The following is a 21,464-nucleotide window of genomic DNA, read 5'->3' as shown; positions in this document are numbered from 1 at the left end:
TTCCATTCCGGTTCCGCTGCGCCGCGTCCCGTGTTAGCGCAGCGAGTTCATGGCCGATCGCCTCCATCTCGACCGCTTCCTGCCCTACCTGCTGTCGGTCACCTCCAACCGGGTGAGCGACCGGATCGCGCGCGCCTATGACGCGCTGTTCGGACTGTCGATCCCGGAATGGCGGCTCATCACGCTGATCGCGGAGCACGCGCCGATCACGCAAGTGGCGCTGGGCGAGCGCAGCCGGATGGACAAGGTGACGGTGAGCCGCGCCGCCATCGCACTGACCGGGCGGGGCCTGCTCGAGCGCAGCCCCAACGACACCGACCGGCGCTCGCACCACCTGCGGCTGAGCACGGCGGGCGAGGCGCTGTACGCGCAGGTCGCGCCCGAGGCCAAGGCGCTGGAGCGGCGCATCTTCGGTCGCTTCACCGCGACCGAGCTCGACCAGTTCACGGACATGCTGCGGCGGATCGACGCCGCGGTGCAGGAGGAGAGTTGAATGGCGGAATTGCCGCTGATCGCGGGCGTTGAACTCGGCGGGACCAAGTGTATCGCGGTACTGTCGCGCGGTCCGGACGCGATCCTGGAGGAAGTTCGTGTGCCCACCACGCGCCCGGAGGAGACGCTCCCCGCGCTCGAGGCGGCGCTCGACCAGTGGCGCGGCTTCGCGGCGATCGGCGTGGCGAGTTTCGGTCCGGTCTCGATCGATCCGCACTCAGGCGACTATGGCAAGATCACCTCGACGCCCAAACCGCACTGGGCGAACACCGACGTCGCGCGGCGGCTGGGCGCGCGCTACGACGTACCGGTCGGATTCCACAGCGACGTCGTCGGCGCGGCACTGGCCGAGGCGCGCTGGGGCGCGGGGAAGGGGCTGCCCGACCTCGCTTATGTCACGGTGGGGACCGGCGTCGGCGCGGGCATGATCGCGCATGGGCGCCCGGTCGACGGGCTGACCCATTCCGAATTCGGCCATATCCGGCCACCCCGCGTCGCCGGAGACGACTGGATCGGCGCCTGTCCCTATCACGGCGCCTGCGTCGAAGGACTCGCCGCCGGTCCCGCGATCGCGGCGCGGACGGGGATCAAGGGCGAGGATCTCGACGCCGATCACCCGGCGTGGGAGACGGTGGTCGGCGCGCTGTCGACGCTGTTCGCGACGCTGACGCTCACCGGCGTGCCGCGCCGGATCGTGCTGGGCGGCGGGGTGATGGTGGGCAACCCTTGGCTGCTGCCACGGCTGCGCGCGGCGACCGCAGCGAACCTGAACGGCTATGTCGCGCTACCGGAAGTGACGGACATGGATACGTTTCTCGTCCCGGCCGCGCTCGGTGGCAACGCCGGGCCGCTCGGTGCGGTGCTCCTCGGCGCGTTGGCGGTAGAGGATCAGCTCGGCGCCGCGTTGCCGGGGTAGGCGTTCGGCGGAATGCGGGCGGGGCATGCCGCATGCCCCGCCCGCGAAGCCCTCCTTAGGCTTGTTCGAAGCGCTGGCCGGTCCGTCGTCCAGGCAGGACGCCCTGTCAAGAATCGCCGCAGTACGCACTCGATTGATCCCGCCAGGCCGACGCGGGCGCGCCATGACGAGGACATGACTATCGTCATGTCGTAGTTCGCTCCGGCTCAACCGGCGTGACCGGCGCGTCCAGTAGCGGCGCGAGCGCGTCGACGGGGCTGACCGTCGGCAGCGCCGCGAGCGCTTCCTCGAGTCGCGTTCCACCGCCGCTATTCAGCGGTCCGCTGAGCAGTCCGAAGACGCGGCCGCTCGGCTTGGCCTCGAAGCCCGCGGCGTAGCGCTGGTGCAGCGAGCCGAGGTCGCTCATCCGACCGAGCATCGCCAGCGCGATCGCGTGACGCAGCACCACGATCTGCTCGACGTCGCTGAGCGGCGCCGCGGCGCGGGGCAGCAGCGACTGGTCGGCGACGACGAGATCGGCCCAGCGCCGCTGTTTCCACAGGATCTCGCTGCGGAGCGCGGCACTGTTCGGCACCTCCGCCAGGATCGCCACGGCCTGGTCGACCCGGCCGAGCTGCGACAGCGCGATCGCCTGGACACGCTGGCGTTCCGCGATCATCGCGGGCGTGTAATCGCTCCTCAAGGTGGTGCGCAGCAACGTCACCGCGTCGCCCGGCTTGCCGGCGAGGATCTGCAGCGTAGCCACGCGAGCGGAGAGCGGCCCCTGCGCGATGTCACTCGTGCGATAACGCAGCTGATAGGCGAGCAGGTCGGCCGCCTGCTGGTACAGACCCGCTTGAACGAGGCGCTGCGCGAAGGTCTCGATCAGCTGATCACCGCTCGCACCCGACGGCAGGATGTCGCGATAGTCCCACAACAGGGTCGCGCTGCGCGGTAGCGCCGTGGTCGCACCCGGGCCGATCAAGGCTTCGAGCTGGCGCTGCACCTCGGCGCGGAAGTCGGCCGGGCGGCGGGTCACGTCGAAATAGCGGAGCAGCGCACCGCCCGCGGCGAGCGCGGCGGCGTGGTCGCCCCGCTCGGCCGCAAGCCGGAACGTGAGCGCACGAGCGCGCTCCTCGACCGCGTCGCCCCGCCAAGTGAAGGTGAGCGCGTTCAGCTGTTTGATCGCCGCCTCGGGCGCGAGCGACCGGTCTGCCAGGCCGACCTCGATCAGCCCGAGCCTGGCGATAGCGCGGTCCACCGCCGACCCCTCGCGCTCTATCTTGCCGAAGAGCGTGCGCGCCGGGGCATACTGCCCCTCAAGCGCCTGCGCCCGCGCGCGCAACAGCGTCGCGCCAGGGTGATCCGCGGGCATGCCCGCGAGCACCGCCGTCGCAGCCTCGGGGCGGCCTGTCTCGAGCGCGACCGTGGCGATCGCCAGCGTGAACGGCGTTCTTGCCACCGCCGGTCGGGCCATCAGCGCCGGGGTGGCGCAGCTCACCAAGGCGCGCGCGGCCTCATATTGAGCGAGCTCGGCCAGCGCGCGTAGCCGCCAGGCACAGCGCTCGGCGCTCGGCGAGTCCGTGCCACCCGAGGGCGGTGTGAGCGCGACCAGCGCCTCATCGTCGTGATGCGCGAGCGTCAGCGCGGCACCATAGGCGAGCCGGAACGAGTCAAGCAGCAGCAGATCGGGCTCGTCCTGACGCATCGTCTCGAGCACGCCCAGCGCCTCGGCGCCGCGGCCCTGCCCGATCAGGCTGCGGGCGAACGCCCAGCGCGCCGCCTGCCGCTCGCTCGCGGAGACGCTCAGCGCGTGCCAGGATGCGGTGTCGGGCACGATCGGCCACGCCGCCTTGCCGCTGGGCAGCGGCAGCCGTGCGAGCGTCGGTGCGAAGGTGGCGCCGCTCGTCTGCGCCGTCGCGCCGCCGGCGGCGAGCGCCAGCGCGAGCGCCGCGGTGAGAGGCGCCCTCACGACAGCACGTCCGGGATCAGGCCGAGCAGCGCGACGCCGGCACCGCCAGCAGCGGTAGCGGAGAGGAACAGGCCGATCAGTGGCCACGACGCCGCATCCTCGCCGCGAGCACGCGCCGGTGTCGAGGGTTCGGCGCCGAACGGGTCATCGTCCCAGCGCCGGTCACGCGGCTCGGCGCGCGACGCTGGTGTCTCGCTGTCGCGGGTGATCACGCGATAGCGTGGCGGAAGGTTTCGTCCGGGCATTGACCATCCATCGAGTTGCTCGTCCTATCATAGGAGCGGATGAGCGGCGCGCGGTGGCGCCGCCTCGCTTTCGGAGGATCGCTTGAGACGCTCGCTGCTGCGTGCCCTGCTGCCGCTCGTGCTGGTCGCGGCTGACCGCGGCGCCGACATACGCGGCTACATCACCGATCGCCCGATCGTGTACGTCGATCCGATCGAGCTGCCGCTGTTCGAGGGTGGCACGATCAGTGGTCGGATGCGGGTGCGGCTCGCCTTGCAGGCGTCCGATTCCAACGGCGCACTCCGGCTCTATCAGCAGCGGCCCGAGGCGCGATCGGCGTTGCTGATCGCGCTCATCGACTTCGATCGCGCGGAGTGTGGGCCACTGGCGCCGATCAATGCCGAACGCATGAGCGGCGTGCTCAACCGCGCCATGCAGCGCACGGGGATGAGCGACGCACGCCAGGTGTTGATCCTGGAAGTGACCAGCGAGCCGATCTGAACGACGCCGGCTTCGCGACCTAGGGCCGGAGGCGAGCGCGGATGCGACGGGCGCGGCGCGCCGCTATCGGCGCGAAGATCCGGAGCGAAGGGGTAGTAGCTAACGCGCCGCCGAGCTGTTGCTGCCAGCAGCCGCTACGGCGCGTGCGCCGAGTGCGAGCCTCGTGACGTGAAGCGCTATCAGCGCCCCAGACCACCGCTGCCGCTCCGATCAACGCGGCGATCGGGGCGGCTCCGGTCCGCGATGCGCGATCGTGGGAGCTTGCTAGCCCCGAGGATCGGCGCAGTGTGGCGCTTACAGACATCGTGGTTTGCGAGCACCGAGGAACGTAAGCGGCCCCGGCGCCTGACGATCACGTCACATGCGCTCCGATATGCACCCGACAAGGTGGCGTCGATCAGTTCGCCTTGTGGTAGGCATGCGGCAACCGTGCGTGACCTAGGTAGCAGGTCGCGCTGAAGGGGCTGCAGACCGGCTGGGCGTGCCGCCGGCGTCCGACGGCGGGAGCGGCGGAGCGGCGACGCGCGGTGGGATCACCCGCGGCGAGACGGGGCCCAAACGCGGCGGCTCGGCGCGCGCCGGTGCCGACGTCTGGGCTACTGCCGGCCGCGCCGTCGACGGTCGCGGCGCTGCTGTGGGTAGAGTGATCCCCGCCGCGGTGGCGACGCGCTGCTGCGCCGCCGACATCTCGGGCGCGGCACGTCCGGCGAGGGCGGTGCTGAGCCTCAGCGCGGCCGCGGGCGTCATCGCTCCCATCATCAGCGCCAGCGACCGGCCGCGCATACGCCGCGCCACCTGTGCCTGAAGATCAATGTCCAATGCCGCGAAAACCGGTGCCGCGCGATTCGGCTTCATCGTCTGATAGACGCGCGCGAGATCTTCGATCGGCTGCGGCGCATCGCCGTAACCGCCTGCCTGGTCAGTGCCCGTTCCGTCGCCGCGGCGAGCGCCGAGCTGCGACTGAACCCGCTGCTCCAGCGCCAGCGCGCTCTGCTCGCGCAGCTCCGCGGCACGGTTGCGTCGTGCGATCGCTTGGTCCCGCTCGCTGATGCTCTGCGCGATCGCGTTGCCGAAGCGATTGTCGCTCACCGCCTCGGTCGCACTTGTTCCCGCGACCGCATGCGCGATCGTCGAGGCCGCCGCTGCCCCGGCGGTGAGCGTGAGCAGCGACGGCCGGAGCAGGCGCTTGGTCCAGCCGCGCGCCGGCGCCGCTGTCACACTGGCCGAGGGTAGGGGCTTCGCAGCCGCTGCGCCGGCGCGCGCCGCGGCAGGGGGAACAACTTGCTGGGTCACGATCGGGGTTCCTTGGCAGCGGCTTTGGACGACGTATCGGCGCGATCAACCCCACCCGTAGTGAAGAGCTCGCGCTCATCGGTCGACGGCGCTTCGGTCGCGGAAACAACCGCGAGCGCTCTTCCCCGATCATTCCGGCCACTCTTCTCCACTTGGCGCGGTCTGGTGACAGGTGCCGGCGTGGGTGGGACAGGCATCGAAGTTGCGTCCTCGGATCCCTCGCGCGCTTCCTGCGCCGACGACGAAGAGGCTCGTCCCTCCGTGTGACGGGCGGCGCGCCCGTCGAGCTCACCGGCTACCCGGGGTACGTCGCGCGCGCCGTTCGCCGCCGCCAGGATGCGCTCGGCGACTCCGTTGCCGATGTCGATCATCAGCGACAGCTCGTCGCGCAGGGTGACCAGCTGCGCCCGCAGGTCGCGGGCGCCGCGCACCGCCGCGTCGAGCGGCGGGCCCTCGGCGCTCAGCACCTTGGTGAGCTCGCCGAGCGCCTGCTGCGACGTGTCCGTGGCGGCCTCGAGCGAGGCGACCACCTCGATCAGCCCGGCGTGGCGGAGCTTGTGCACGGCGCGCGAGAGCCGCACCGTCTGCACCAGCACCGCGGCGCAGAACAGCGAGGTTATGACATTGGTGATGAAGGAGAGGTCAGTCACGACGCCACCTGACCGATCGGGGTGCTCAGCCGGATCGCCGCCAGCGAGCTGTGCGTGCCGATCGTGCCCGTCGCGAGCGGGACGCCGCGACATTCAAGTGCGACGCCGTCGTCGGGCGCGCGGTCGAGCGTGATCGTGCGCCCCTCACTGAGCGCGAGATAGTCCTCGATCCTCAGCTCGCGCTCGCCGAGCACGGCGTCGACCTGCACCTCGGTATGCAACAGCTCCTCGGCGATATGGCTCTCCCACATCGTGTTGCGCCCCATCTTCTCGCCGACGAAGCGCTCGATCAGCTTTTCCCGAACCGGCTCGATCGTGGCGTGCGGCAGGACGAGATGGAAGCGGCCACCGCGCCCCTCCATGTCGATGCGGAAGCTCGCTACCGCGGTGAGGTTGGTCGGCGCCGCGATCGCGGCGAAGCGCGGCGTCACCTCCACGCGCTCGAGCGCGAAGTCGACCGGCTCGATCGCCTCGAACGACTGAGCGAAATCGTCGAGCGTCTGCTGCATCATGCGCCCGACCAGATGTGTCTCGATGGCGGTAAAGGCGCGACCGTCGATGCGCATCGTATTCGGGGCACGGCGACCGCCCAGGAGCGAGTCGACAACCGCGTAGACGAGCGATGAGTCGACGGTGATCAGCCCGTAATTGCCCCATTGCTTGGCGAGGAAGACGCCGATCATCGCGGGGAGCGGCAGATGGTCCATGAACTCGGCGAACCGCATCGTGCTCACGCGTTCGGCGCGGACGTCCAGCGAATCGGCGGTCAGGTTGCGCATGCTGGTACCGAGCGTGCGGACCATGCGCTCGCACACGACCTCGAGCATCGGCAGTCGCTCGTGATTGGCGACGTCGGCCTCGATCAGCGCGCGCAACCCGGTGCGCCGCGTCGGCCGGGGGGCGCTCTCGACGCCGAAGAGAGCGTCGATGCTCGCCTGGTCGAACGTGTCCGGCGCGTCGCCGTTCGCGCCAGGCTCGATCGTGTCGGTTGGCCCGGCGTGGCCTGAATCGATTGTCGTCGGAGTCGGCGCGGGACTTGTGGCGGCGGCGGCGCCGCTCGCCGGTGCGGCGGCGCTCGGCCGGACGAGTGTCGCCGCGTCCGTCGCGGAAGCCGTGGCGTGTGTGACGTTGGACTCGCCCGGCGCCGTCGTTCGGGCCGCCGCGGGTGCGCGCGCCTCGCCTGGTCGCGGCGTCGCGGCGGCGGTCGCGCGATCGGTGTTGACGCGGTCGCCGCGCGGCGGATCGGTGCGCTCCGGGCGCGCGGGGGCGGGGGTGGAGCCGGGTGCGCGGCCGTCGGGACTGGTGGTCATTGCTCGATCAGATCCTGGATCAGCACCTCGTTCACGCCGTCATGGCCGAGCGCGTCGCGCAACCGCACCAGGATCTCTTCCTTGACCCGGAACACGGCGGCCGAACCGCTGAGATCCTCCGGGCGCAGCTCGCGCAAAAACGACTGCAGCGTGTCGAGGATCAGCGGCATCGACGAGGTGATCCGGCCGACCTGCGCGGCGTCAGAGGCGACGATGACGAAGTGCAATTTGAGGAAATGCTGTCGGCCGTCGGCGCTGCGCAAGGTCACCACCATCGGCGGCACGTCGACATAGCGCGCGCTGGCCGCCTGGCCGCTTGGCTGTCCGGCCGTGTCCCCGCCGCCGAACGGCCATACGTCGGCGTATGCCAAGCCACCGCCGATGATCAGGAGAGCGGCCAAGCCGACGATCACCGCCAGCAGCAGGCGACGTTGCTCGTCGCGCGGTTCCGTCGTCACCGCCGCGGTGCCGCGGGACCGGTCGAATCTCAACACGTCGGCTCGTTCTGCCACGTCATACCTCATGCTTGGCCGCGCAATTTCGAGCGGTGAGCCACCACCCGGCGCGGTTGGTCCTATTATAGGGGCGAGCCTCGGGCAGTTGCCGCGACGCGCTGGTTTTTGGTGCGAGGACCGCGCCGATCCCGGCCGCGGCGGCGGCGTCGCGGCGATGCAACGTAGAAGGACGGGCGAGAGAGACGGATGGGATCCGACGTATCCACCTATGTGCTGCTGAGCCACCAGGCCGCGCTGCGGCGTCAGCTCGACGTCACCGCCAACAACATGGCGAACAGCAGCACGGTCGGCTTCAAGCGCGAGCAGGAAGTCTTCCGTGAACACGTCGAGCGCGTCCGCCGCGCCCCGATCGAGGACGCCAAGCGCCTGTCCTTCGTGCTCGATTACGGCCAAGTGCATGACTCCCGCGCGGGCGCCTTCCAGCCCACCGGCAATCCGCTCGACGTGATGATCGACGGCCCGGGCTATCTCTCGGTAGAGGACGCGAGCGGTGCGACCGCTTATACGCGCGCCGGGTTCATCACCCTTCTCACCACCGGGGAGCTCGGCACCCCGTCGGGCGCACCGCTGCTCGACGAGAACGGCCGCCACATCGCGGTGTCGCCGGACGAGCGGGGCAGTCTCGCCATCGCCGAGGACGGCACCGTCTCGACCAGCGCCGGCCCGATCGCTCGGCTCGCGGTGACCCAGTTCGACGAGATGCGCGTGAACGAGCGCGGCGACGGCCTGCTCACCGGCGCCGGCGGGCGGCTGCTGCCGGCCGCGGAGACGCGCCTGCGAAGCGGCGGCGTCGAGGGCTCGAACGTGCAGCCGATCATCGAGACGACCAACATGATCGAGGTGCTGCGCGCCTATCAGCGCACCAGCGAGGCCGCCGCCAATATCGACACGCTGCGCAAGCTCGCGATCTCGCGGCTCGCCAAGCCCGACTGATCACCTTCCCGACCCACTCTCACCACAGGAAAACCACGATGCGCTCCCTGTCGATCGCCGCGAGCGGAATGCTCGCGCAACAGACCAACGTCGACGTCATCGCGAACAACATCGCGAACATGAACACCACCGCCTTCAAGCGGCAGCGGCCCGAGTTCGAGGATTTGTTGTACGAGCAGGTGAGCCGGCCCGGCGCGGCGACCAGCGCCGACGGCACGCGCGTGCCCGCGGGCATCCAGCTCGGCAGCGGCGTGCGCGCCGCCGGCGTGTATCGTGTTCTGGAGCAGGGTGCGACCACCGAAAGCAAGAGCAAGTTCGACGTCGCGATCCTCGGTCAGGGCTATTTCCGCATCGCGCTGCCCAACGGCGAGGTCGCTTATACGCGTTCGGGCGCGTTCAAGCTCTCGGACCAGGGCGAGGTGGTGACGACCAACGGCTATCGCGTCCAGCCCGACATCACCATCCCCAACGGCGCCACCGACGTGTCGATCAGCCCGACCGGGCTCGTGCAGGTCAAGCTCGCCGACCAGGTGCAGCTGCAGGACGTCGGCCAGCTCGACCTCGCGACCTTTGTCAACGAGGCGGGGCTCGAGGCACTCGGCTCCAATTTGTTCCAAGAGACCGAGGCCTCGGGCCAGCCGACGGTCGCCAATCCGGGGCAGCCGGGTTTCGGGACGCTCAAACAGGGCTATCTTGAGGCGTCGAACGTCAACCCGGTGGCCGAGATCACCGCGCTGATCAGCGCGCAGCGCGCCTATGAGATGAACAGCCGTATCGTGAAGACGGCCGACGAGATGCTCGCCACCACGACGCAGCTGCGGTGAGGTGATGCGGTTCGGGTTCACGCTGCTTGCCGTCGCTCTTCTGCCAGTGGTGGGAGCGCCCGCGGCAGCGCAGTCCGCGGCGCCAGCGGCGCCCGTCGTCCTGGCGCAGCCGGTCGCGGCGGGAGCCGTGATCGGCGCCGACGATCTGCGCGTATGGGACATGGGCGATCCGCCGCCGATGCGCGGCGCGCTGGCGATGGCGAATATCGTCGGCCGCGCCGCGGCGCGCCGGCTCGCCGCGGGCGCGGTCGTGCGCGAGGGCGACGTGCGCGCGCCGCAGGTAATCCAGCGCGGCGAACCGGTCATGCTCGTGCTGCGCAGCGGCGCGCTGACGATCAGCACACAGGGCCAGGCGCTCAACGCCGCCGGATTGGGTGAGCCGGTCCGCGTGATCTGCGATTCGACCAAGCGCACGCTCTCGGGTCGTGCCGAGGCGCCGGGCCGCGTCGTGGTCGCCGGCTGAAGGAAGGAAGAGCGTGATGAGACTGCAGCCCTACCGCGGCGTCCTGCTGCTCGCCGCGATCGTGCCGCTGCTCGCCGGCTGCGGTTCGGTCGGCCGGCTGAAGGCGATCGGCAAGCCGCCCAAGATCGAACCGGCGGAGACGCCGGTGGCCCCGACGGTGACCCCCTCGCTCGGCGACCAGGCGCAATATGGGCGGGACCCGGCGGCGATGACCGAGCCAGGCGGCAGCGCCTCGTTGTTCCGTACCGGCGCGGGCGCCTTCTTCCATGACCAGCGCGCCTCGCAGGTCGGCGACATCCTCACGGTGCGGATCAGCATCGCCGACAGCGCCACGCTCGACAATAAGTCGAGCCGCGCGCGAAGCGGCAACGACAGCGTCGGTCTGCCCAACTTTCTCGGGCTGGAGAATACGCTCAAGAAGGTCCTGCCGTTGGGCGCCAACCCGGCCTCGCTGATCGACACCAAGAACGCGTCGGGCAGCACCGGCACGGGCAACACGTCGCGCAGCGAGCAGATCAACACCGTCGTCGCGGCCACCGTCGTCGGGGTGCTGCCCAACGGCAACCTCGTGATCCGCGGTCACCAGGAGGTGCGAGTCAATTTCGAGCTACGTCAGCTCCTCGTCAGTGGCATCGTCCGGCCGCAGGATATCGCGCGCGACAATAGCGTGCTGAGCAGCCAGATCGCCGACGCTCGCATCAGCTATGGTGGCCGAGGGCAGATCACCGATGTGCAGCAGCCGCGCTGGGGTCAGCAAGTGATCGAGGCGGTTTCTCCTTTCTGAGCTGCGTGGGCGCACGGCCAGTCTTGTCCGGCCGCGCTTGGGGACGTGAACGGCACGTCGCGACGAGGCGCCGATCACGTCGCGGTCGTGGCCGATCAGGGTTCGCCACTCGGCGGCTAACCCGCCGCGCGGTGACCGTGAGCCGGATGCCGTGAAGGCGCGATGAGGAAGCTCATCGCGGGCTGCTGCATTCGTCCTGATCTCATCCCTACGGCATATCCTGGTTGGTCTGACGAAAGGCCTCGGAGAAGGCACCGGGTGACGCGCATTCGGCTGACTGCCTCGTGAAGTCGGGCGTCACTGACGCGAGGGGAAAGGGGCGCCTGTCCCACGACGTCGTGGCTGCCGGCGACGGCGCTTCCCGCAAGAACCCAGAGAGCTGAAACGATCCAGACCGTTACGCCATCGCACCCCCGCGTGTCGCCTCAGGCAACCCGGATCGCCTGGGTCGCTTCCTGGTCTCCGCCGGGCGTAGCGGTGCCGATCGCCCCCTCGAGCGCGTGACAGCTCGGCGTACGCGCGTCTCCGTTGATCGCTCGATTGATGACCACTTGTCGGCGCCGTGCGCTGCTGCGAGGACAGGGAACGTCAGTCGCGCCACGGGAACCGGTCGCGTCGAAAAGGGAGAAGACAATGCGTGTTCGTACCGCTGTGACCGCCGCCTGCGGGCTGGCGATGCTCGCCGCCTGCTCGAAGAAGCCGGTCACCCCGCTGCCGCCGCCGCCGCCGCCGGGCGCGGTCGCCGGCAGCAGCGCCGCCGACCGCGACGGTGATGGTATCGTCGACGGCTATTACACGTCGGACGGCATCTATCACCCCTATGCGCCGCCGGCCCCTCCGCCGCCGCCGCCCGCGCCGACCCGTCGCGGAGAGCGCGGCTGATCGCTGACGCGCCGGTGCGGCGAGCGGGACGGGGGCGCGCGGCGGCGCTGCTGCTGCTCGCCGCCGCGCCGGCCGGCGCCGAGCAAGGAGCGGCAGCAGCGCCGCGGGCCGCATCGGCGCGCGCGTTGGCCGACGACGCCGCCGAGCGCGCCGTCGCCGCGGCGTTGCGCGACCGCGCGGGGGGCTGGATCGGGCGGGTCTATGCCGAGCGCGGCTATCGCCCGCTCTGGGCCGCCGGCGGCCGTCTCGGTCCCGCCGCCGACGCGCTGCTCGACGATCTTGAGACGAGCACGCTCGACGGGCTCGACTCGAGCTATGGCGCGCGCGAACTTCGCGCTCAACTCGCGGCGGCGCGCCAGCGCGGGGATGCCGATGGCGTCGCGCGCGTAGAGCTGGCGCTGTCCAAGGCGTTCACGCGCTACGTCCGCGACCAGCGCCGCGCCCGCGACGTCGGGATGATCTGGGCCGATCCGTCGCTCAAGCCCAAGCGCTTGAAGCCAGAGGCGGTGCTGCGCGCCGCGGCATTCCCGCGATCCTTCAACGACTATGTCGCCGGCATGGAGTGGATGAGCCCGCATTACGTTCGTCTCCGAGAGCTGGTCGCGCGCGCGCGCCGCGACGGCGTCGCACCTGCCGACGAGCAGCGGCTTCGCCGCAACCTCGAGCGCGCCCGGCTGCTACCCGGCCCGTGGACGCGACACATCGTCGTCGACGCCTCGTCGGGGCGACTGTGGTACTATGAGGCGGGCCGCCAGGTGGGGACGATGAAGGTGGTGGTGGGCGCGCGCGAGACGCAGACGCCGCTGCTCGCCGGCGTGGTGCAATGGGCCATCGTCAATCCCTACTGGAACGTTCCGACCTATCTCGCCCGCAAGAGCGTCGCGCCGAAGGTGCTGGCGGGCCGCTCGCTCGCTTCGCTGCGCATGGAAGCGCTGAGCGACTGGAGCGCGGCGGCGCGTCCGTTGCCCGCCGGCGCGATCGACTGGCACGCGATCGCCGCCGGCACGCGCGAGATCCGGCTGCGCGAGCTGCCGGGGCGCGGCAACTCGATGGGCCGGGTCAAGTTCCTGTTCCCCAACGACGAGGGCATCTACCTCCACGACACGCCCGACCGCGAGCTGCTCGACCGCGACGACCGTCACCTCAGCAATGGCTGTATCCGGCTGGAAAAGGCGCCGGTGCTGGCACGCTGGCTGACCGGTCGCCCTCTGCCGGCGTCGACACGGAACCCGGAGCAGGCGGTGGCGCTGCAGGTGCCCGTTCCCGTCTATCTCACCTATCTTACCGCGACGGAGAGCAAGGCGCGCGTGGCGTTCCGCGATGACATTTACGGCCGCGACGCCGCCAGGAGCTAAGGCGGCCTACCGTCGAGCGCCGCTCAGCCCGGAAAAGCGAGGAAGGCGGGCCGCGCGGCGGCGCGGAGCGACAGCGCTGCCAGCGCGGGCGCGCGTTCCAGCGTGACGATGTCGGGAACGATCGCGCGCGTGAATTGCCCAGGCGATCGCCGCGGTGACGTCGGCCTGCAGTGGACGGCCCCCGCCAGCCAGTCGTCCTCCTCGGCATAGCAGGTGTCGAGCAGGGTGTGGGCCGCGATCAGCTGCGCCTGGATCCGTTCGAGCCAGGGCTGGTGCTGCTTCTCGATCGGGCGGAGCCGACGCTCATAGGCGATCTGCATCGTCTTCTCGCAGGCGGCCAGCGCCAGACCGATGACCCGCTGCGCGGTGACATAGTCGGCCGTCGCCGCCGGCGTGAGATGACGCTCTGCGGTGGTAAGGCGCTCGGCAAATTCGAGGATCAGCGTCGGATCGATCCGCTGAATGCCGTCGTCGAGCACCAGCGTCGGCGCCTTCACCACGGGATTGATCGCGGCGAAGGCGTCCAGGTCGCGGAACACCGACAGGGGCTCGAGCGCGACGGGCAAGTCCATCATCGCCAGCGACGCCGCGACGCGGCGGGCATAGGGCGAATCGAGCGTTCCGATCAGGCGCATCATCGTCCCCGCCGTGCTCCCGAACGAGCGACCACGATGACAACCCTAACCGCAGCTCGAGTTCGCGTCCTGGGTACGGCGACCCGAGTGGGCGATCCTCGATGACGCGGAGAGGCTAGCGCAGCCGCCGCCCCAGCAGGATCAGCAGCAGCCCGCCGACCGCGAGCGCGCTGCCATAATCGGCCCAGACCCGCTGATCGAGCATGAAGCTCGATCGCGGCCAGTGGATATAGCCGAGCCCCTGGCCGATCCAGAGCAAGCCCATCAGCGCCATCGCGGCGCCGAGCACGATCAGGATCGGCCGAAGGCGCATCGGCTCAGCGCTGCGCCAGCGGCACGTAGCTGCGCTGCGTCGGCCCGGTGTAGAGCTGACGCGGGCGACCGATCTTCTGGTCGGGATCGGTGATCATCTCGTTCCACTGCGCCACCCAGCCGACAGTGCGCGCGAGCGCGAACAGCACGGTGAACATGCTGGTCGGGAAGCCGATCGCCGAGAGGATCACGCCCGAGTAGAAGTCGACGTTGGGGAACAGCTTCTTCTCGACGAAATAGTCGTCGCTGAGCGCCAGCTCCTCGAGCCGCAGCGCGGTCTCGAACAGCGGATCCTGCACGTTGAGCGCCTTGAACACCTCGCGCACCGTCTTCTGCATGACCGTCGCGCGCGGGTCGTAGTTCTTGTAGACGCGATGGCCGAAGCCCATCAGGCGGAACGGATCGTTCTTGTCCTTGGCGCGCGCGATGAACTCGGGGATGCGCTCGGGCGTGCCGATCTCGTGCAGCATGTTGAGCGCCGCCTCGTTGGCGCCGCCATGCGCCGGGCCCCACAGGCAGGCGATGCCCGCGGCGATACAGGCGAACGGATTGGCGCCCGACGAGCCGGCGAGCCGCACCGTCGATGTCGAGGCATTCTGCTCGTGATCGGCGTGGAGGATGAAGATCCGGTCCATGGCGCGCTCGACCGCGGGGTTCACCTCATAGGGCTCGGCCGGCACACCGAACGTCATCCGCAGGAAGTTGCCCGTGTAGCTCAGCGAGTTGTCGGGATAGAGGAAGGGCTGGCCGACGCTGTACTTGTACGCCATCGCCGCGATCGTCGGCATCTTGGCGATCAGCCGGTGCGACGCGATCATGCGCTGCTGCGGATCGTGGATGTCGGTGGAGTCGTGGTAGAAGGCGCTCAGCGCACCGACCACGCCGCACATGATTGCCATGGGATGCGCGTCGCGACGGAAGCCGCGAAAGAATTGCGCCAGCTGCTCGTGCACCATGGTGTGGCGCGTGATCGTGTGGCTGAAATGGTCGAGCTCGCCCTGGTCGGGCAGCTCGCCGTTGAGCAGCAGGTAGCAGACTTCCATGAAGGTCGACTGCTCGGCCAGCTCGCCGATCGGGTAACCGCGGTGAAGCAGCACGCCCTCGTCGCCGTCGATATAGGTCAGCTTCGACTGGCACGAGGCGGTCGAGGTGAAGCCCGGGTCATAGGTGAACGCGCCGGTCTGCGCGTAGAGCTTGCGGATGTCGACCACGTCGGGGCCGACCGAGCCCGACAGCACCGGATATTCGAGCTCCTTGCCCGACAGGGCGAACTGGGCTGCTTCGGTCATGGATGATCTCCTGTCAGGCTTTGTGGTCCGCGATCCGAGCGAGGCTCTCGTCGCGCCCTAGAAGGACGAGTACGTCGAAGATGCCGGGCGAGGTCCTGCGCCCGGTGAGCGCGGCGCGGAGCGGCTGGGCGACCTGCCCCAGCTTGACCCCGGCCGCCTCGGCCACCTGCCGCACCGCGGCTTCGGTGGTCTCCGTATCCCAGTTGTGCACTGCGTCAAGCGCGCCGTGCAGCCGCGCCAGCAGCGCGGGGGCGTCGCCCGCCAGCAGCGGCGCCGCGTCGGAGTCGACCGCGAGCGGACGCGTTGCGAAGAGAAACGCGGTACCCTCGGCGAGCTCGTTGAGGTTGGCGGCGCGCGGCTTCAGCGCCGGGATCGCCGCGGCGAGCGAGGCGCGGCGCGTGTCGTCGTGATCGAAGCCGAGCTTCTCCGCGACCAGGTCGGCGAGCCGCGAGTCGTCGCTGGCGCGGATATAATGACCGTTGAGATGCTCGAGCTTCTTGAGATCGAACCGACTCGGCGACTTGCCCACGGCGTCGAGGTCGAACCATCGGATCGCGTCCTCGCGCGCGATAATCTCCTCGTCGCCGTGTCCCCAGCCGAGCCGCAGCAGGTAGTTGTCGAGCGCTTCGGGGAGGATGCCCATCTCGTCGCGATAGGCCTCGATGCCGACCGCGCCGTGGCGCTTGGAGAGCTTGGCGCCATCGCTGCCGTGGATCAGCGGGATGTGCGCGTAGACCGGGTCGGGCCATCCTCCCTCGATCGCGTCCATCGCGCGATAGATCGGCAGCTGGCGAAAGGCGTTGTTGAGATGATCGTCGCCGCGGATGACGTGGGTCACCCCCATGTCGTGGTCATCGACCACGACCGCGAGCATATAGGTCGGCGTGCCGTCAGAGCGCAGCAGGACGAGGTCGTCGAGCTCAACGTTCTGGACGGTGACCTCGCCTTGAACGCGGTCGTGGATCGTCGTCGCGCCCTCGGTCGGCGCGCGCAGGCGGACGACATAGGACTGGTCGGCGGGCCAGTCGGTGCGGTCGCGCCACGGCGAGCGGATCCGCAGCGGCTGCTTCGCCGCCTGGGCCTCGGCACGCATCGCGTCGAGCTCCGCGCTGGTGAGATAGCAGCGATAGGCGTGCCCTGCCTCGATCATCCGGTGGGCGACCCCGGCGTGGCGGTCGGCGCGAGCGAACTGGTAGACTTCCTCGCCGTCCCAATCGAGCCCGAGCCAGCGCATGCCGTTCAGGATGGCGTCAATCGCCGGCTGGGTCGAGCGCGCGCGATCGGTGTCCTCGATCCGCAGCCGAAAGCTCCCGCCGTGGTGGCGCGCGAAGAGAAGGTTGAACAGCGCGGTGCGCGCGCCGCCCAGGTGAAGGAACCCGGTGGGTGACGGGGCAAAGCGCGTGACGACGGCGCGCTCATTGATCTCGGTTGCGCTCAAGCGCGCGTGCTCCCAGGCTGGATGGTCGGATGGCTCGATCGGCCGCGCTCGCCCCTAGCAAAGCCTCTCTCCCGCATCAAATCGCCTCCCGCGCCGGCAACGCTTTGGAACGTTGGCTGGAAGCGGAGCGCGACCAACTTTTTCTGTGGCTGCCGGTGGCGCTGGGCACGGGCGCGGCGGCGTGGTTCGTGCTGCCGGAGCGGCACGAATGGGTCGCGCTCATCCTGATCGCGCTCGGGCTCGCCGCCGCCGCGGCGGTGAGCTGGCGCGGCGGTCGCGCGGCGCCGTTTGCGGCGATGCTCGGCCTCGCGGTCGCGGCGGGAACGGGGCTCGCGTGGACGCGCGCGACGCGAGTCGCCGCGCCGACGCTCGACCGGTCCGCGGTGGTGCGGCTGGTGGGCGAGGTGGAGAAGATCGAGCCGCTGCCCGCGCGCGGGCTGGTGCGGGTGACGCTGGGTGCCTTGCGGTGGGAGCGGCCACCACGCCGCGCGCCGCTCCACGTGCGCGTGAGCCTGCCCGAGCGCGCGATACCGACCAATCTCGCGGCGAGTGCCGCCATGACGTTGCGCGCGCGGCTGATGCCGCCTGCGGCCCCCACGGTTCCTGGCGCCTATGATGCCGCCCGCGCGGCCTGGTTCGACCGCGTCGGGGCGAGCGGGCGCGGCTTCGAGCCGGTCACTGTACGGGGGGTGGGCACGCCGGGCGTGCGCGACCGGATCACCGCGCATATCACCGCGGCGCTCGCGGGTAGCGCCGGCGGTATCGCGGCGGCGCTGGTGACAGGCGACATGGGCGCGATCGACGACAGCGACTCGCTGGCGATGCGGCGTGCCGGGCTGGCGCACCTGCTCTCGGTCAGCGGGCTGCACATTACCGCGACCGTAGGAATCGTGATGGCGGCGGTGCTGCGGCTGCTCGCGCTGTCGCGGCGACTGGCGTTGACGGGGCTGCTTCCGCTCATCGCGGCCGGAGCAGGGGCGGGGGCGGCGATCGGCTATACTTGGCTGACGGGATCGCAGGTGCCGACGATCCGCAGCTGCGTCGCCGCGCTGATGGTGCTCGCCGCGCTGGCGCTCGGGCGCGAGGCGCTGACGCTGCGACTGGTGGCGATGGGCGCGCTGGTAGTGCTGGTCGCCTGGCCCGAGGCCGTGGTGGGGCCAAGCTTCCAGCTCTCGTTCGCGGCGGTCGCCTCGATCGTCGCCTTGCACGAGCACCCGCGGGTCCGCGCCGCGCTGCTGGCACGCGACGAGCCATGGCCGCATCGATGGACGCGCGAGGCCGTGTCGCTGCTCGTTACCGGGGCGGTGGTCGAGCTCGCGCTGATGCCGATCGCCGTCTTCTCTTTCCACCAGGCCGGTGCCTATGGCGCGATCGCCAACATCGTCGCCATTCCGCTGACCACCTTCGCGATCATGCCGGCGGTCGCGGTGGCACTGCTGCTCGACACGCTCGGCTGGGGCGCGCCGGCGTGGTGGGTGGCGGGACGGGCGATCGCACTGTTGCTGTGGATCGCGCACAGCGTCGCCGCGCTCCCCGGCGCGGTGCGCGCGATCCCGGCCATGCCCCTGGGTGCTTTCGCGACGATGGTGGCGGGTGGTATCTGGCTGGCATTGTGGCGCACGCGGGCGCGCTATCTGGGGCTGGCACCGCTGGCGATCGGGGCGGCGTGGACGTTGGCGACCCCCGCTCCGGACCTGCTCATCACAGGCGACGGGCGCCACCTGGCGGTGCGCCAGGCGGACGGCGGCTTGATGCTGCTGCGCGACCGTGCCGGCGGATACGTGCGCGACGTGCTCGCGCAGAACGCCGGGATCGACGGCGTGCCGGGCTTGCTCAGCGAGTCCCCCGAAGCGCGCTGCAATCGCGACCTGTGCTGGTGGCAGCGTCGCGTCGACGGGCGCTGGTGGCGCGTGCTGGCGACGCGCAGTGGCTACACCGTGCCGATGCAGCGGCTGACGGCGCTTTGCGCCACGGCAGACGTCGTGGTGAGTGAGCGCCGCCTGCCGCGCCGCTGTCGCGCGCGCTGGCTGACGCTCGACCGTGATGCCCTGGCCCATAGTGGCGGGGTAGCGATCACCTTCAAAGATACGCGTGTCGTGGCGGTGCGGAAGGAAGGGGACGAACACCCCTGGGCGATGGCGGACGAGCGATCCGCCCGTGCTCCTGCGCACGCAGGAGCCCAGAGCCACGAGCACTGCCGCCTGCGACCCTGGGCTCCTGCGTGCGCAGGAGCACGGCACGTCGACTAGGCGGCGACTGATTGGAGCGTGCGCAAGAACCGACCGCCTGCCACCCCGACACCCCCGCCGCTCAGTCGTAGCGACGCAGGATCCCCGCCAGCTTGCCCTGCACCCGCACCTGGGTCGGCGCGTAGCGCTGCGGGTCGTAGGAGCGATTCGCCGGATCGAGCCGGATCATCGCACCCTCGCGACGGAAATATTTGAGCGTCGCCTCGCTCTCGTCGATCAGCGCCACCACGATCTCACCGTCGCGCGCCACTTCCTGGCGGCGGATCAACGCATAGTCACCGTCGAGGATGGCGGCGTCGACCATCGAGTCCCCCGCCACCTCCAAGGCGAAATGCTCGCCACTGCCGAGCAGGGCGGCAGGAACGGGCAGGGTGGTCGCGCCCTCGAACGCCTCGATCGGCACGCCCGCGGCGATGCGGCCGTGGAGCGGGATCTCGACGACATCGTTGGCGGGCACCACGAGCTCGACCGGCGCCCGCTTGGCCGGGGCTGCGGCGCGTTTGGGTTCGCCGCGCTCGGGCGCCTTGAGCACTTCCAGCGCGCGCGCGCGATTGGGCAGGCGGCGGAGATACCCGCGCTCCTCGAGCGCGCTGATCAGCCGATGGACACCCGACTTGCTCTTCAGCTCGAGCGCGTCCTTCATCTCCTCGAACGAGGGCGACACGCCGCTCTCGGCGAGCCGATCCTCGATGAAGCAGATCAGCTCGTGCTGTTTGCGCGTCAGCATGTCCACACTCCCCATTCGCGAACGGATGCGGAACCTTTATGGAACACGACAGGCCTCGTCAAGCGATGACGAGGATTTCCGCCGAGTCGCCCGCGCGCGTCGCTGGAGCGTGCGGCGGACGCACGATCAGGCAGGTCGAGCGCGCCAGCGTGCGCAGCATCGAGCTGTCCTGGATAGTCGAGGCATAGGCACGTCCCTCGCGCAGTTCGGCGCGCAGATAGTCGCTGCGCTCGCCGTTGGCGGGCAGGTCCTCACCGAGGATCGCGCTGGTCGCAGTGGGGAAGGGATCGGCCGCGCCGGCGAGGTGCGCCACCAAAGGCCGCACGAACAGCAGCGCGGTGACGAAGGCTGAGACCGGGTTCCCGGGCAGCCCGACCACTGCCAGCCCATCGCGCCGCCCCGCCAGCATGGGCTTGCCGGGGCGCAGCGCGATCCGCCAGAAGTCGAGCGTCACCCCTGCCGCCTCAAGCGCCGGCCGTACCAAGTCATGGTCCCCGACCGACGCGCCGCCGGTGGTGACGAGCATGTCGGCGTGGACCGCGGCGAAGGACTGGGTGAGCGTGTCGAGCCGGTCGGGCAGGATGCCGAGATCGACGATCTCCGCGCCGCTGTCGGCCAGCAGCGCGCGCAGCAGCAGCCGGTTGGACTCGGGCAGCGCCTCGCCCGGCGTACCAGGTTCGACCAGCTCGTCGCCGGTCGCGGCGAGCGCGACGCGCACCGGTCGCGCGACCGTGACCCGGCCGACCCCGCCGGTGGCCGCCACCGCGAGCCGCGCGGGGGTGAAGCGCTCGCCGCGCGCGACCAGCACGTCTCCCGCCGCGAAGTCGAGCCCGCGCGCGCGCACGTTGCGCCCCTGATGCGCCGGCCCCTCGCCGTCGAGCTCGACCTTGTCGCCCTTGCGCCGCGCCTCTTCCTGGACGAGGACGGTGTCACTGCCCGCGGGCATCATGGCGCCGGTGAAGATCCGCACCGCCTCGCCGGGCGACAGCGCGCCCGTGTGCGGAGCGCCCGCCGCGCTCTCGCCGACGACGCGCAGGGGGCCAGGCAGGTCGGCGTAGCGCAGCGCGTAGCCGTCCATCGCCGAGACATCGCGCGCGGGCTGGGTACGCCGCGCCACCACCGGCGCGGCGGCCCAGCGCCCGAGGGCCTCGGCGAGCGACACCTCGACAGGGGCGACGGGCGTGCCGAGCGCCAGCACACGCGCCTGCGCCTCGGCGACCGGCAGCAGCCCCGGCCGTGACGGCGACCCCATCAGGCGCGCCAGTCGCCGGAGCGTCCGCCGCTCTTGGCGAGCAGGCGCACGCCGCCGATCACCATGGTCTTGTCGAGCGCCTTGGCCATGTCGTAGACGGTGAGCAGCGCGACCGACACCGCGGTGAGCGCCTCCATCTCGACCCCGGTCTTGCCGTCGGTCGCGACCGTGGCCGAGGCCGTTACGCCATGCTCGTCGACGGTCAAGTCGACCGCGACGCGGCTGATCGGCAGCGGGTGGCAGAGCGGGACGAGCTCGCTGGTGCGCTTGGCCGCCATGATCCCGGCGACACGCGCCACGGCGAGCACATCACCCTTGGCGACCGCGCCGTCACGGATCGCGGCGGCCGCCTCCGCCACCATGTCGATCCGGCCGCTCGCCACCGCCTCGCGTCGCGTCACCTGCTTGCCGCCGACATCGACCATGTGCGCCGCACCCGAATCGTCGAGATGGGTGAGCCCCGTCATC

23 protein-coding genes are annotated in these 21,464 nt (G+C 70.6%); 10 read left to right on the top strand and 13 right to left on the bottom strand.

Going from position 1 to position 21,464, the window contains the following annotated elements; translation table 11 throughout:
- Positions 1 to 49: 49 nt before the first annotated feature.
- Positions 50 to 493, top strand: a complete 444-nt coding sequence (locus tag FHY02_RS03675; RefSeq protein ID WP_183920529.1) for a MarR family winged helix-turn-helix transcriptional regulator — start codon at positions 50 to 52, stop codon at positions 491 to 493.
- Complete coding sequence (locus FHY02_RS03670; RefSeq protein WP_183920528.1) at positions 494 to 1,408, top strand: ROK family protein; 915 nt, start codon at positions 494 to 496, stop codon at positions 1,406 to 1,408. It abuts the gene before it with no gap.
- 184 nt (positions 1,409 to 1,592) lie between these two features.
- Here FHY02_RS03670 and FHY02_RS03665 read toward each other — a convergent pair whose 3' ends face one another.
- Positions 1,593 to 3,359, bottom strand: coding sequence for a hypothetical protein (locus FHY02_RS03665; RefSeq protein ID WP_183920527.1), 1,767 nt, complete (start codon positions 3,357 to 3,359; stop codon positions 1,593 to 1,595).
- Positions 3,356 to 3,604, bottom strand: coding sequence for a hypothetical protein (locus FHY02_RS03660; protein WP_183920525.1), 249 nt, complete (start codon positions 3,602 to 3,604; stop codon positions 3,356 to 3,358). Before FHY02_RS03660 ends, FHY02_RS03665 begins: the two co-directional genes overlap by 4 nt.
- Before the next feature lie 82 nt (positions 3,605 to 3,686).
- Here FHY02_RS03660 and FHY02_RS03655 point away from each other — a divergent pair, with 82 nt between their 5' ends.
- Positions 3,687 to 4,085: a hypothetical protein gene (locus tag FHY02_RS03655; RefSeq protein WP_183920523.1), complete on the top strand. Its 399-nt coding sequence runs from the start codon at positions 3,687 to 3,689 to the stop codon at positions 4,083 to 4,085.
- Positions 4,086 to 4,523: 438 nt separating this feature from the next.
- On the opposite strand, the gene FHY02_RS03650 is transcribed toward FHY02_RS03655, so the two are convergent.
- The 4 genes from FHY02_RS03650 to FHY02_RS03635 are packed head-to-tail and all read right to left on the bottom strand — an operon-like array spanning position 4,524 to position 7,850.
- Positions 4,524 to 5,378: a MotE family protein gene (locus FHY02_RS03650; RefSeq protein ID WP_183920521.1), complete on the bottom strand. Its 855-nt coding sequence runs from the start codon at positions 5,376 to 5,378 to the stop codon at positions 4,524 to 4,526.
- Positions 5,375 to 6,028, bottom strand: a complete 654-nt coding sequence (locus FHY02_RS03645; RefSeq protein WP_183920519.1) for a hypothetical protein — start codon at positions 6,026 to 6,028, stop codon at positions 5,375 to 5,377. The genes FHY02_RS03650 and FHY02_RS03645 overlap by 4 nt, the downstream gene beginning before the upstream one ends.
- Positions 6,025 to 7,338 carry a flagellar motor switch protein FliM gene (gene fliM, locus FHY02_RS03640; RefSeq protein ID WP_183920517.1) on the bottom strand — a complete coding sequence of 438 codons (1,314 nt, stop codon included), beginning with the start codon at positions 7,336 to 7,338 and terminating at the stop codon, positions 6,025 to 6,027. Before fliM ends, FHY02_RS03645 begins: the two co-directional genes overlap by 4 nt.
- Positions 7,335 to 7,850 carry a flagellar basal body-associated FliL family protein gene (locus tag FHY02_RS03635; protein WP_311731767.1) on the bottom strand — a complete coding sequence of 172 codons (516 nt, stop codon included), beginning with the start codon at positions 7,848 to 7,850 and terminating at the stop codon, positions 7,335 to 7,337. Before FHY02_RS03635 ends, fliM begins: the two co-directional genes overlap by 4 nt.
- Before the next feature lie 189 nt (positions 7,851 to 8,039).
- On the opposite strand from FHY02_RS03635, the gene FHY02_RS03630 reads away from it, so the two are divergent.
- The 6 genes from FHY02_RS03630 to FHY02_RS03605 all read left to right on the top strand — a co-directional run bounded on the left by FHY02_RS03630 (position 8,040) and on the right by FHY02_RS03605 (position 13,094).
- On the top strand, positions 8,040 to 8,786 hold the full coding sequence (locus FHY02_RS03630; RefSeq protein ID WP_183920514.1) for a flagellar hook-basal body complex protein: 747 nt from the start codon (positions 8,040 to 8,042) through the stop codon (positions 8,784 to 8,786).
- 38 nt (positions 8,787 to 8,824) lie between these two features.
- A complete protein-coding gene (flgG, locus tag FHY02_RS03625) occupies positions 8,825 to 9,610 on the top strand; it encodes a flagellar basal-body rod protein FlgG (protein ID WP_183920512.1) in 786 nt (261 codons plus the stop codon).
- A 4-nt stretch (positions 9,611 to 9,614) separates the two neighbouring features.
- Positions 9,615 to 10,073, top strand: a complete 459-nt coding sequence (gene flgA / locus FHY02_RS03620; protein ID WP_183920510.1) for a flagellar basal body P-ring formation chaperone FlgA — start codon at positions 9,615 to 9,617, stop codon at positions 10,071 to 10,073.
- A 16-nt stretch (positions 10,074 to 10,089) separates the two neighbouring features.
- Complete coding sequence (gene flgH, locus FHY02_RS03615; protein ID WP_183920508.1) at positions 10,090 to 10,857, top strand: flagellar basal body L-ring protein FlgH; 768 nt, start codon at positions 10,090 to 10,092, stop codon at positions 10,855 to 10,857.
- A 633-nt stretch (positions 10,858 to 11,490) separates the two neighbouring features.
- Positions 11,491 to 11,739, top strand: coding sequence for a hypothetical protein (locus FHY02_RS03610; RefSeq protein ID WP_183920506.1), 249 nt, complete (start codon positions 11,491 to 11,493; stop codon positions 11,737 to 11,739).
- Between the two features lie 14 nt (positions 11,740 to 11,753).
- A complete protein-coding gene (locus tag FHY02_RS03605; protein ID WP_183920504.1) occupies positions 11,754 to 13,094 on the top strand; it encodes a L,D-transpeptidase family protein in 1,341 nt (446 codons plus the stop codon).
- A gap of 23 nt (positions 13,095 to 13,117) precedes the next feature.
- Here FHY02_RS03605 and FHY02_RS03600 read toward each other — a convergent pair whose 3' ends face one another.
- The 4 genes from FHY02_RS03600 to gltX all read right to left on the bottom strand — a co-directional run bounded on the left by FHY02_RS03600 (position 13,118) and on the right by gltX (position 16,768).
- Positions 13,118 to 13,732 carry a glutathione S-transferase family protein gene (locus FHY02_RS03600; RefSeq protein WP_221198467.1) on the bottom strand — a complete coding sequence of 205 codons (615 nt, stop codon included), beginning with the start codon at positions 13,730 to 13,732 and terminating at the stop codon, positions 13,118 to 13,120.
- A gap of 112 nt (positions 13,733 to 13,844) precedes the next feature.
- Positions 13,845 to 14,042 carry a hypothetical protein gene (locus FHY02_RS03595; RefSeq protein ID WP_183921523.1) on the bottom strand — a complete coding sequence of 66 codons (198 nt, stop codon included), beginning with the start codon at positions 14,040 to 14,042 and terminating at the stop codon, positions 13,845 to 13,847.
- Between the two features lie 4 nt (positions 14,043 to 14,046).
- Positions 14,047 to 15,330: a citrate synthase gene (locus FHY02_RS03590; protein ID WP_183920502.1), complete on the bottom strand. Its 1,284-nt coding sequence runs from the start codon at positions 15,328 to 15,330 to the stop codon at positions 14,047 to 14,049.
- A 13-nt stretch (positions 15,331 to 15,343) separates the two neighbouring features.
- Positions 15,344 to 16,768: a glutamate--tRNA ligase gene (gene gltX / locus FHY02_RS03585; protein ID WP_183920500.1), complete on the bottom strand. Its 1,425-nt coding sequence runs from the start codon at positions 16,766 to 16,768 to the stop codon at positions 15,344 to 15,346.
- 104 nt (positions 16,769 to 16,872) lie between these two features.
- On the opposite strand from gltX, the gene FHY02_RS03580 reads away from it, so the two are divergent.
- Complete coding sequence (locus tag FHY02_RS03580) at positions 16,873 to 19,017, top strand: ComEC/Rec2 family competence protein (RefSeq protein WP_260172585.1); 2,145 nt, start codon at positions 16,873 to 16,875, stop codon at positions 19,015 to 19,017.
- A gap of 61 nt (positions 19,018 to 19,078) precedes the next feature.
- On the opposite strand, the gene lexA is transcribed toward FHY02_RS03580, so the two are convergent.
- Genes lexA through moaC form a run of 3 tightly spaced genes read right to left on the bottom strand, consistent with a single transcriptional unit; the run spans position 19,079 to position 21,463 of the window.
- Positions 19,079 to 19,744, bottom strand: coding sequence for a transcriptional repressor LexA (gene lexA, locus FHY02_RS03575; RefSeq protein ID WP_183920496.1), 666 nt, complete (start codon positions 19,742 to 19,744; stop codon positions 19,079 to 19,081).
- 58 nt (positions 19,745 to 19,802) lie between these two features.
- Positions 19,803 to 20,996: a gephyrin-like molybdotransferase Glp gene (gene glp, locus FHY02_RS03570; RefSeq protein ID WP_183920494.1), complete on the bottom strand. Its 1,194-nt coding sequence runs from the start codon at positions 20,994 to 20,996 to the stop codon at positions 19,803 to 19,805.
- A complete protein-coding gene (moaC, locus tag FHY02_RS03565; RefSeq protein ID WP_183920492.1) occupies positions 20,996 to 21,463 on the bottom strand; it encodes a cyclic pyranopterin monophosphate synthase MoaC in 468 nt (155 codons plus the stop codon). Before moaC ends, glp begins: the two co-directional genes overlap by 1 nt.
- Between the last annotated feature and the right edge of the window lies 1 nt (position 21,464).

Origin of the sequence: Sphingomonas sp. BK069, assembly GCF_014193405.1 — a bacterium.
In the GTDB taxonomy this organism is placed as follows: domain Bacteria; phylum Pseudomonadota; class Alphaproteobacteria; order Sphingomonadales; family Sphingomonadaceae; genus Sphingomonas.
The sequence above is the reverse complement of the archived record's forward strand: the minus strand, read 5'-3'. Positions and strand labels throughout refer to the sequence as shown.

What these genes read in the sequence shown, in the direction of transcription:
- FHY02_RS03630 (WP_183920514.1), top strand. Translation starts at nt 8,040, where the DNA reads ATGGGATCCGACGTATCCACCTATGTGCTGCTGAGCCACCAGGCCGCG.
- flgH (WP_183920508.1), top strand. Translation starts at nt 10,090, where the DNA reads ATGAGACTGCAGCCCTACCGCGGCGTCCTGCTGCTCGCCGCGATCGTG.
- moaC (WP_183920492.1), bottom strand. Translation starts at nt 21,463, where the DNA reads ATGACGGGGCTCACCCATCTCGACGATTCGGGTGCGGCGCACATGGTC.
- FHY02_RS03675 (WP_183920529.1), top strand. Translation starts at nt 50, where the DNA reads ATGGCCGATCGCCTCCATCTCGACCGCTTCCTGCCCTACCTGCTGTCG.
- FHY02_RS03610 (WP_183920506.1), top strand. Translation starts at nt 11,491, where the DNA reads ATGCGTGTTCGTACCGCTGTGACCGCCGCCTGCGGGCTGGCGATGCTC.
- FHY02_RS03600 (WP_221198467.1), bottom strand. Translation starts at nt 13,732, where the DNA reads ATGATGCGCCTGATCGGAACGCTCGATTCGCCCTATGCCCGCCGCGTC.
- FHY02_RS03670 (WP_183920528.1), top strand. Translation starts at nt 494, where the DNA reads ATGGCGGAATTGCCGCTGATCGCGGGCGTTGAACTCGGCGGGACCAAG.
- glp (WP_183920494.1), bottom strand. Translation starts at nt 20,996, where the DNA reads ATGGGGTCGCCGTCACGGCCGGGGCTGCTGCCGGTCGCCGAGGCGCAG.
- flgA (WP_183920510.1), top strand. Translation starts at nt 9,615, where the DNA reads ATGCGGTTCGGGTTCACGCTGCTTGCCGTCGCTCTTCTGCCAGTGGTG.
- flgG (WP_183920512.1), top strand. Translation starts at nt 8,825, where the DNA reads ATGCGCTCCCTGTCGATCGCCGCGAGCGGAATGCTCGCGCAACAGACC.
- FHY02_RS03590 (WP_183920502.1), bottom strand. Translation starts at nt 15,330, where the DNA reads ATGACCGAAGCAGCCCAGTTCGCCCTGTCGGGCAAGGAGCTCGAATAT.
- fliM (WP_183920517.1), bottom strand. Translation starts at nt 7,338, where the DNA reads ATGACCACCAGTCCCGACGGCCGCGCACCCGGCTCCACCCCCGCCCCC.
- FHY02_RS03595 (WP_183921523.1), bottom strand. Translation starts at nt 14,042, where the DNA reads ATGCGCCTTCGGCCGATCCTGATCGTGCTCGGCGCCGCGATGGCGCTG.
- lexA (WP_183920496.1), bottom strand. Translation starts at nt 19,744, where the DNA reads ATGCTGACGCGCAAACAGCACGAGCTGATCTGCTTCATCGAGGATCGG.
- FHY02_RS03660 (WP_183920525.1), bottom strand. Translation starts at nt 3,604, where the DNA reads ATGCCCGGACGAAACCTTCCGCCACGCTATCGCGTGATCACCCGCGAC.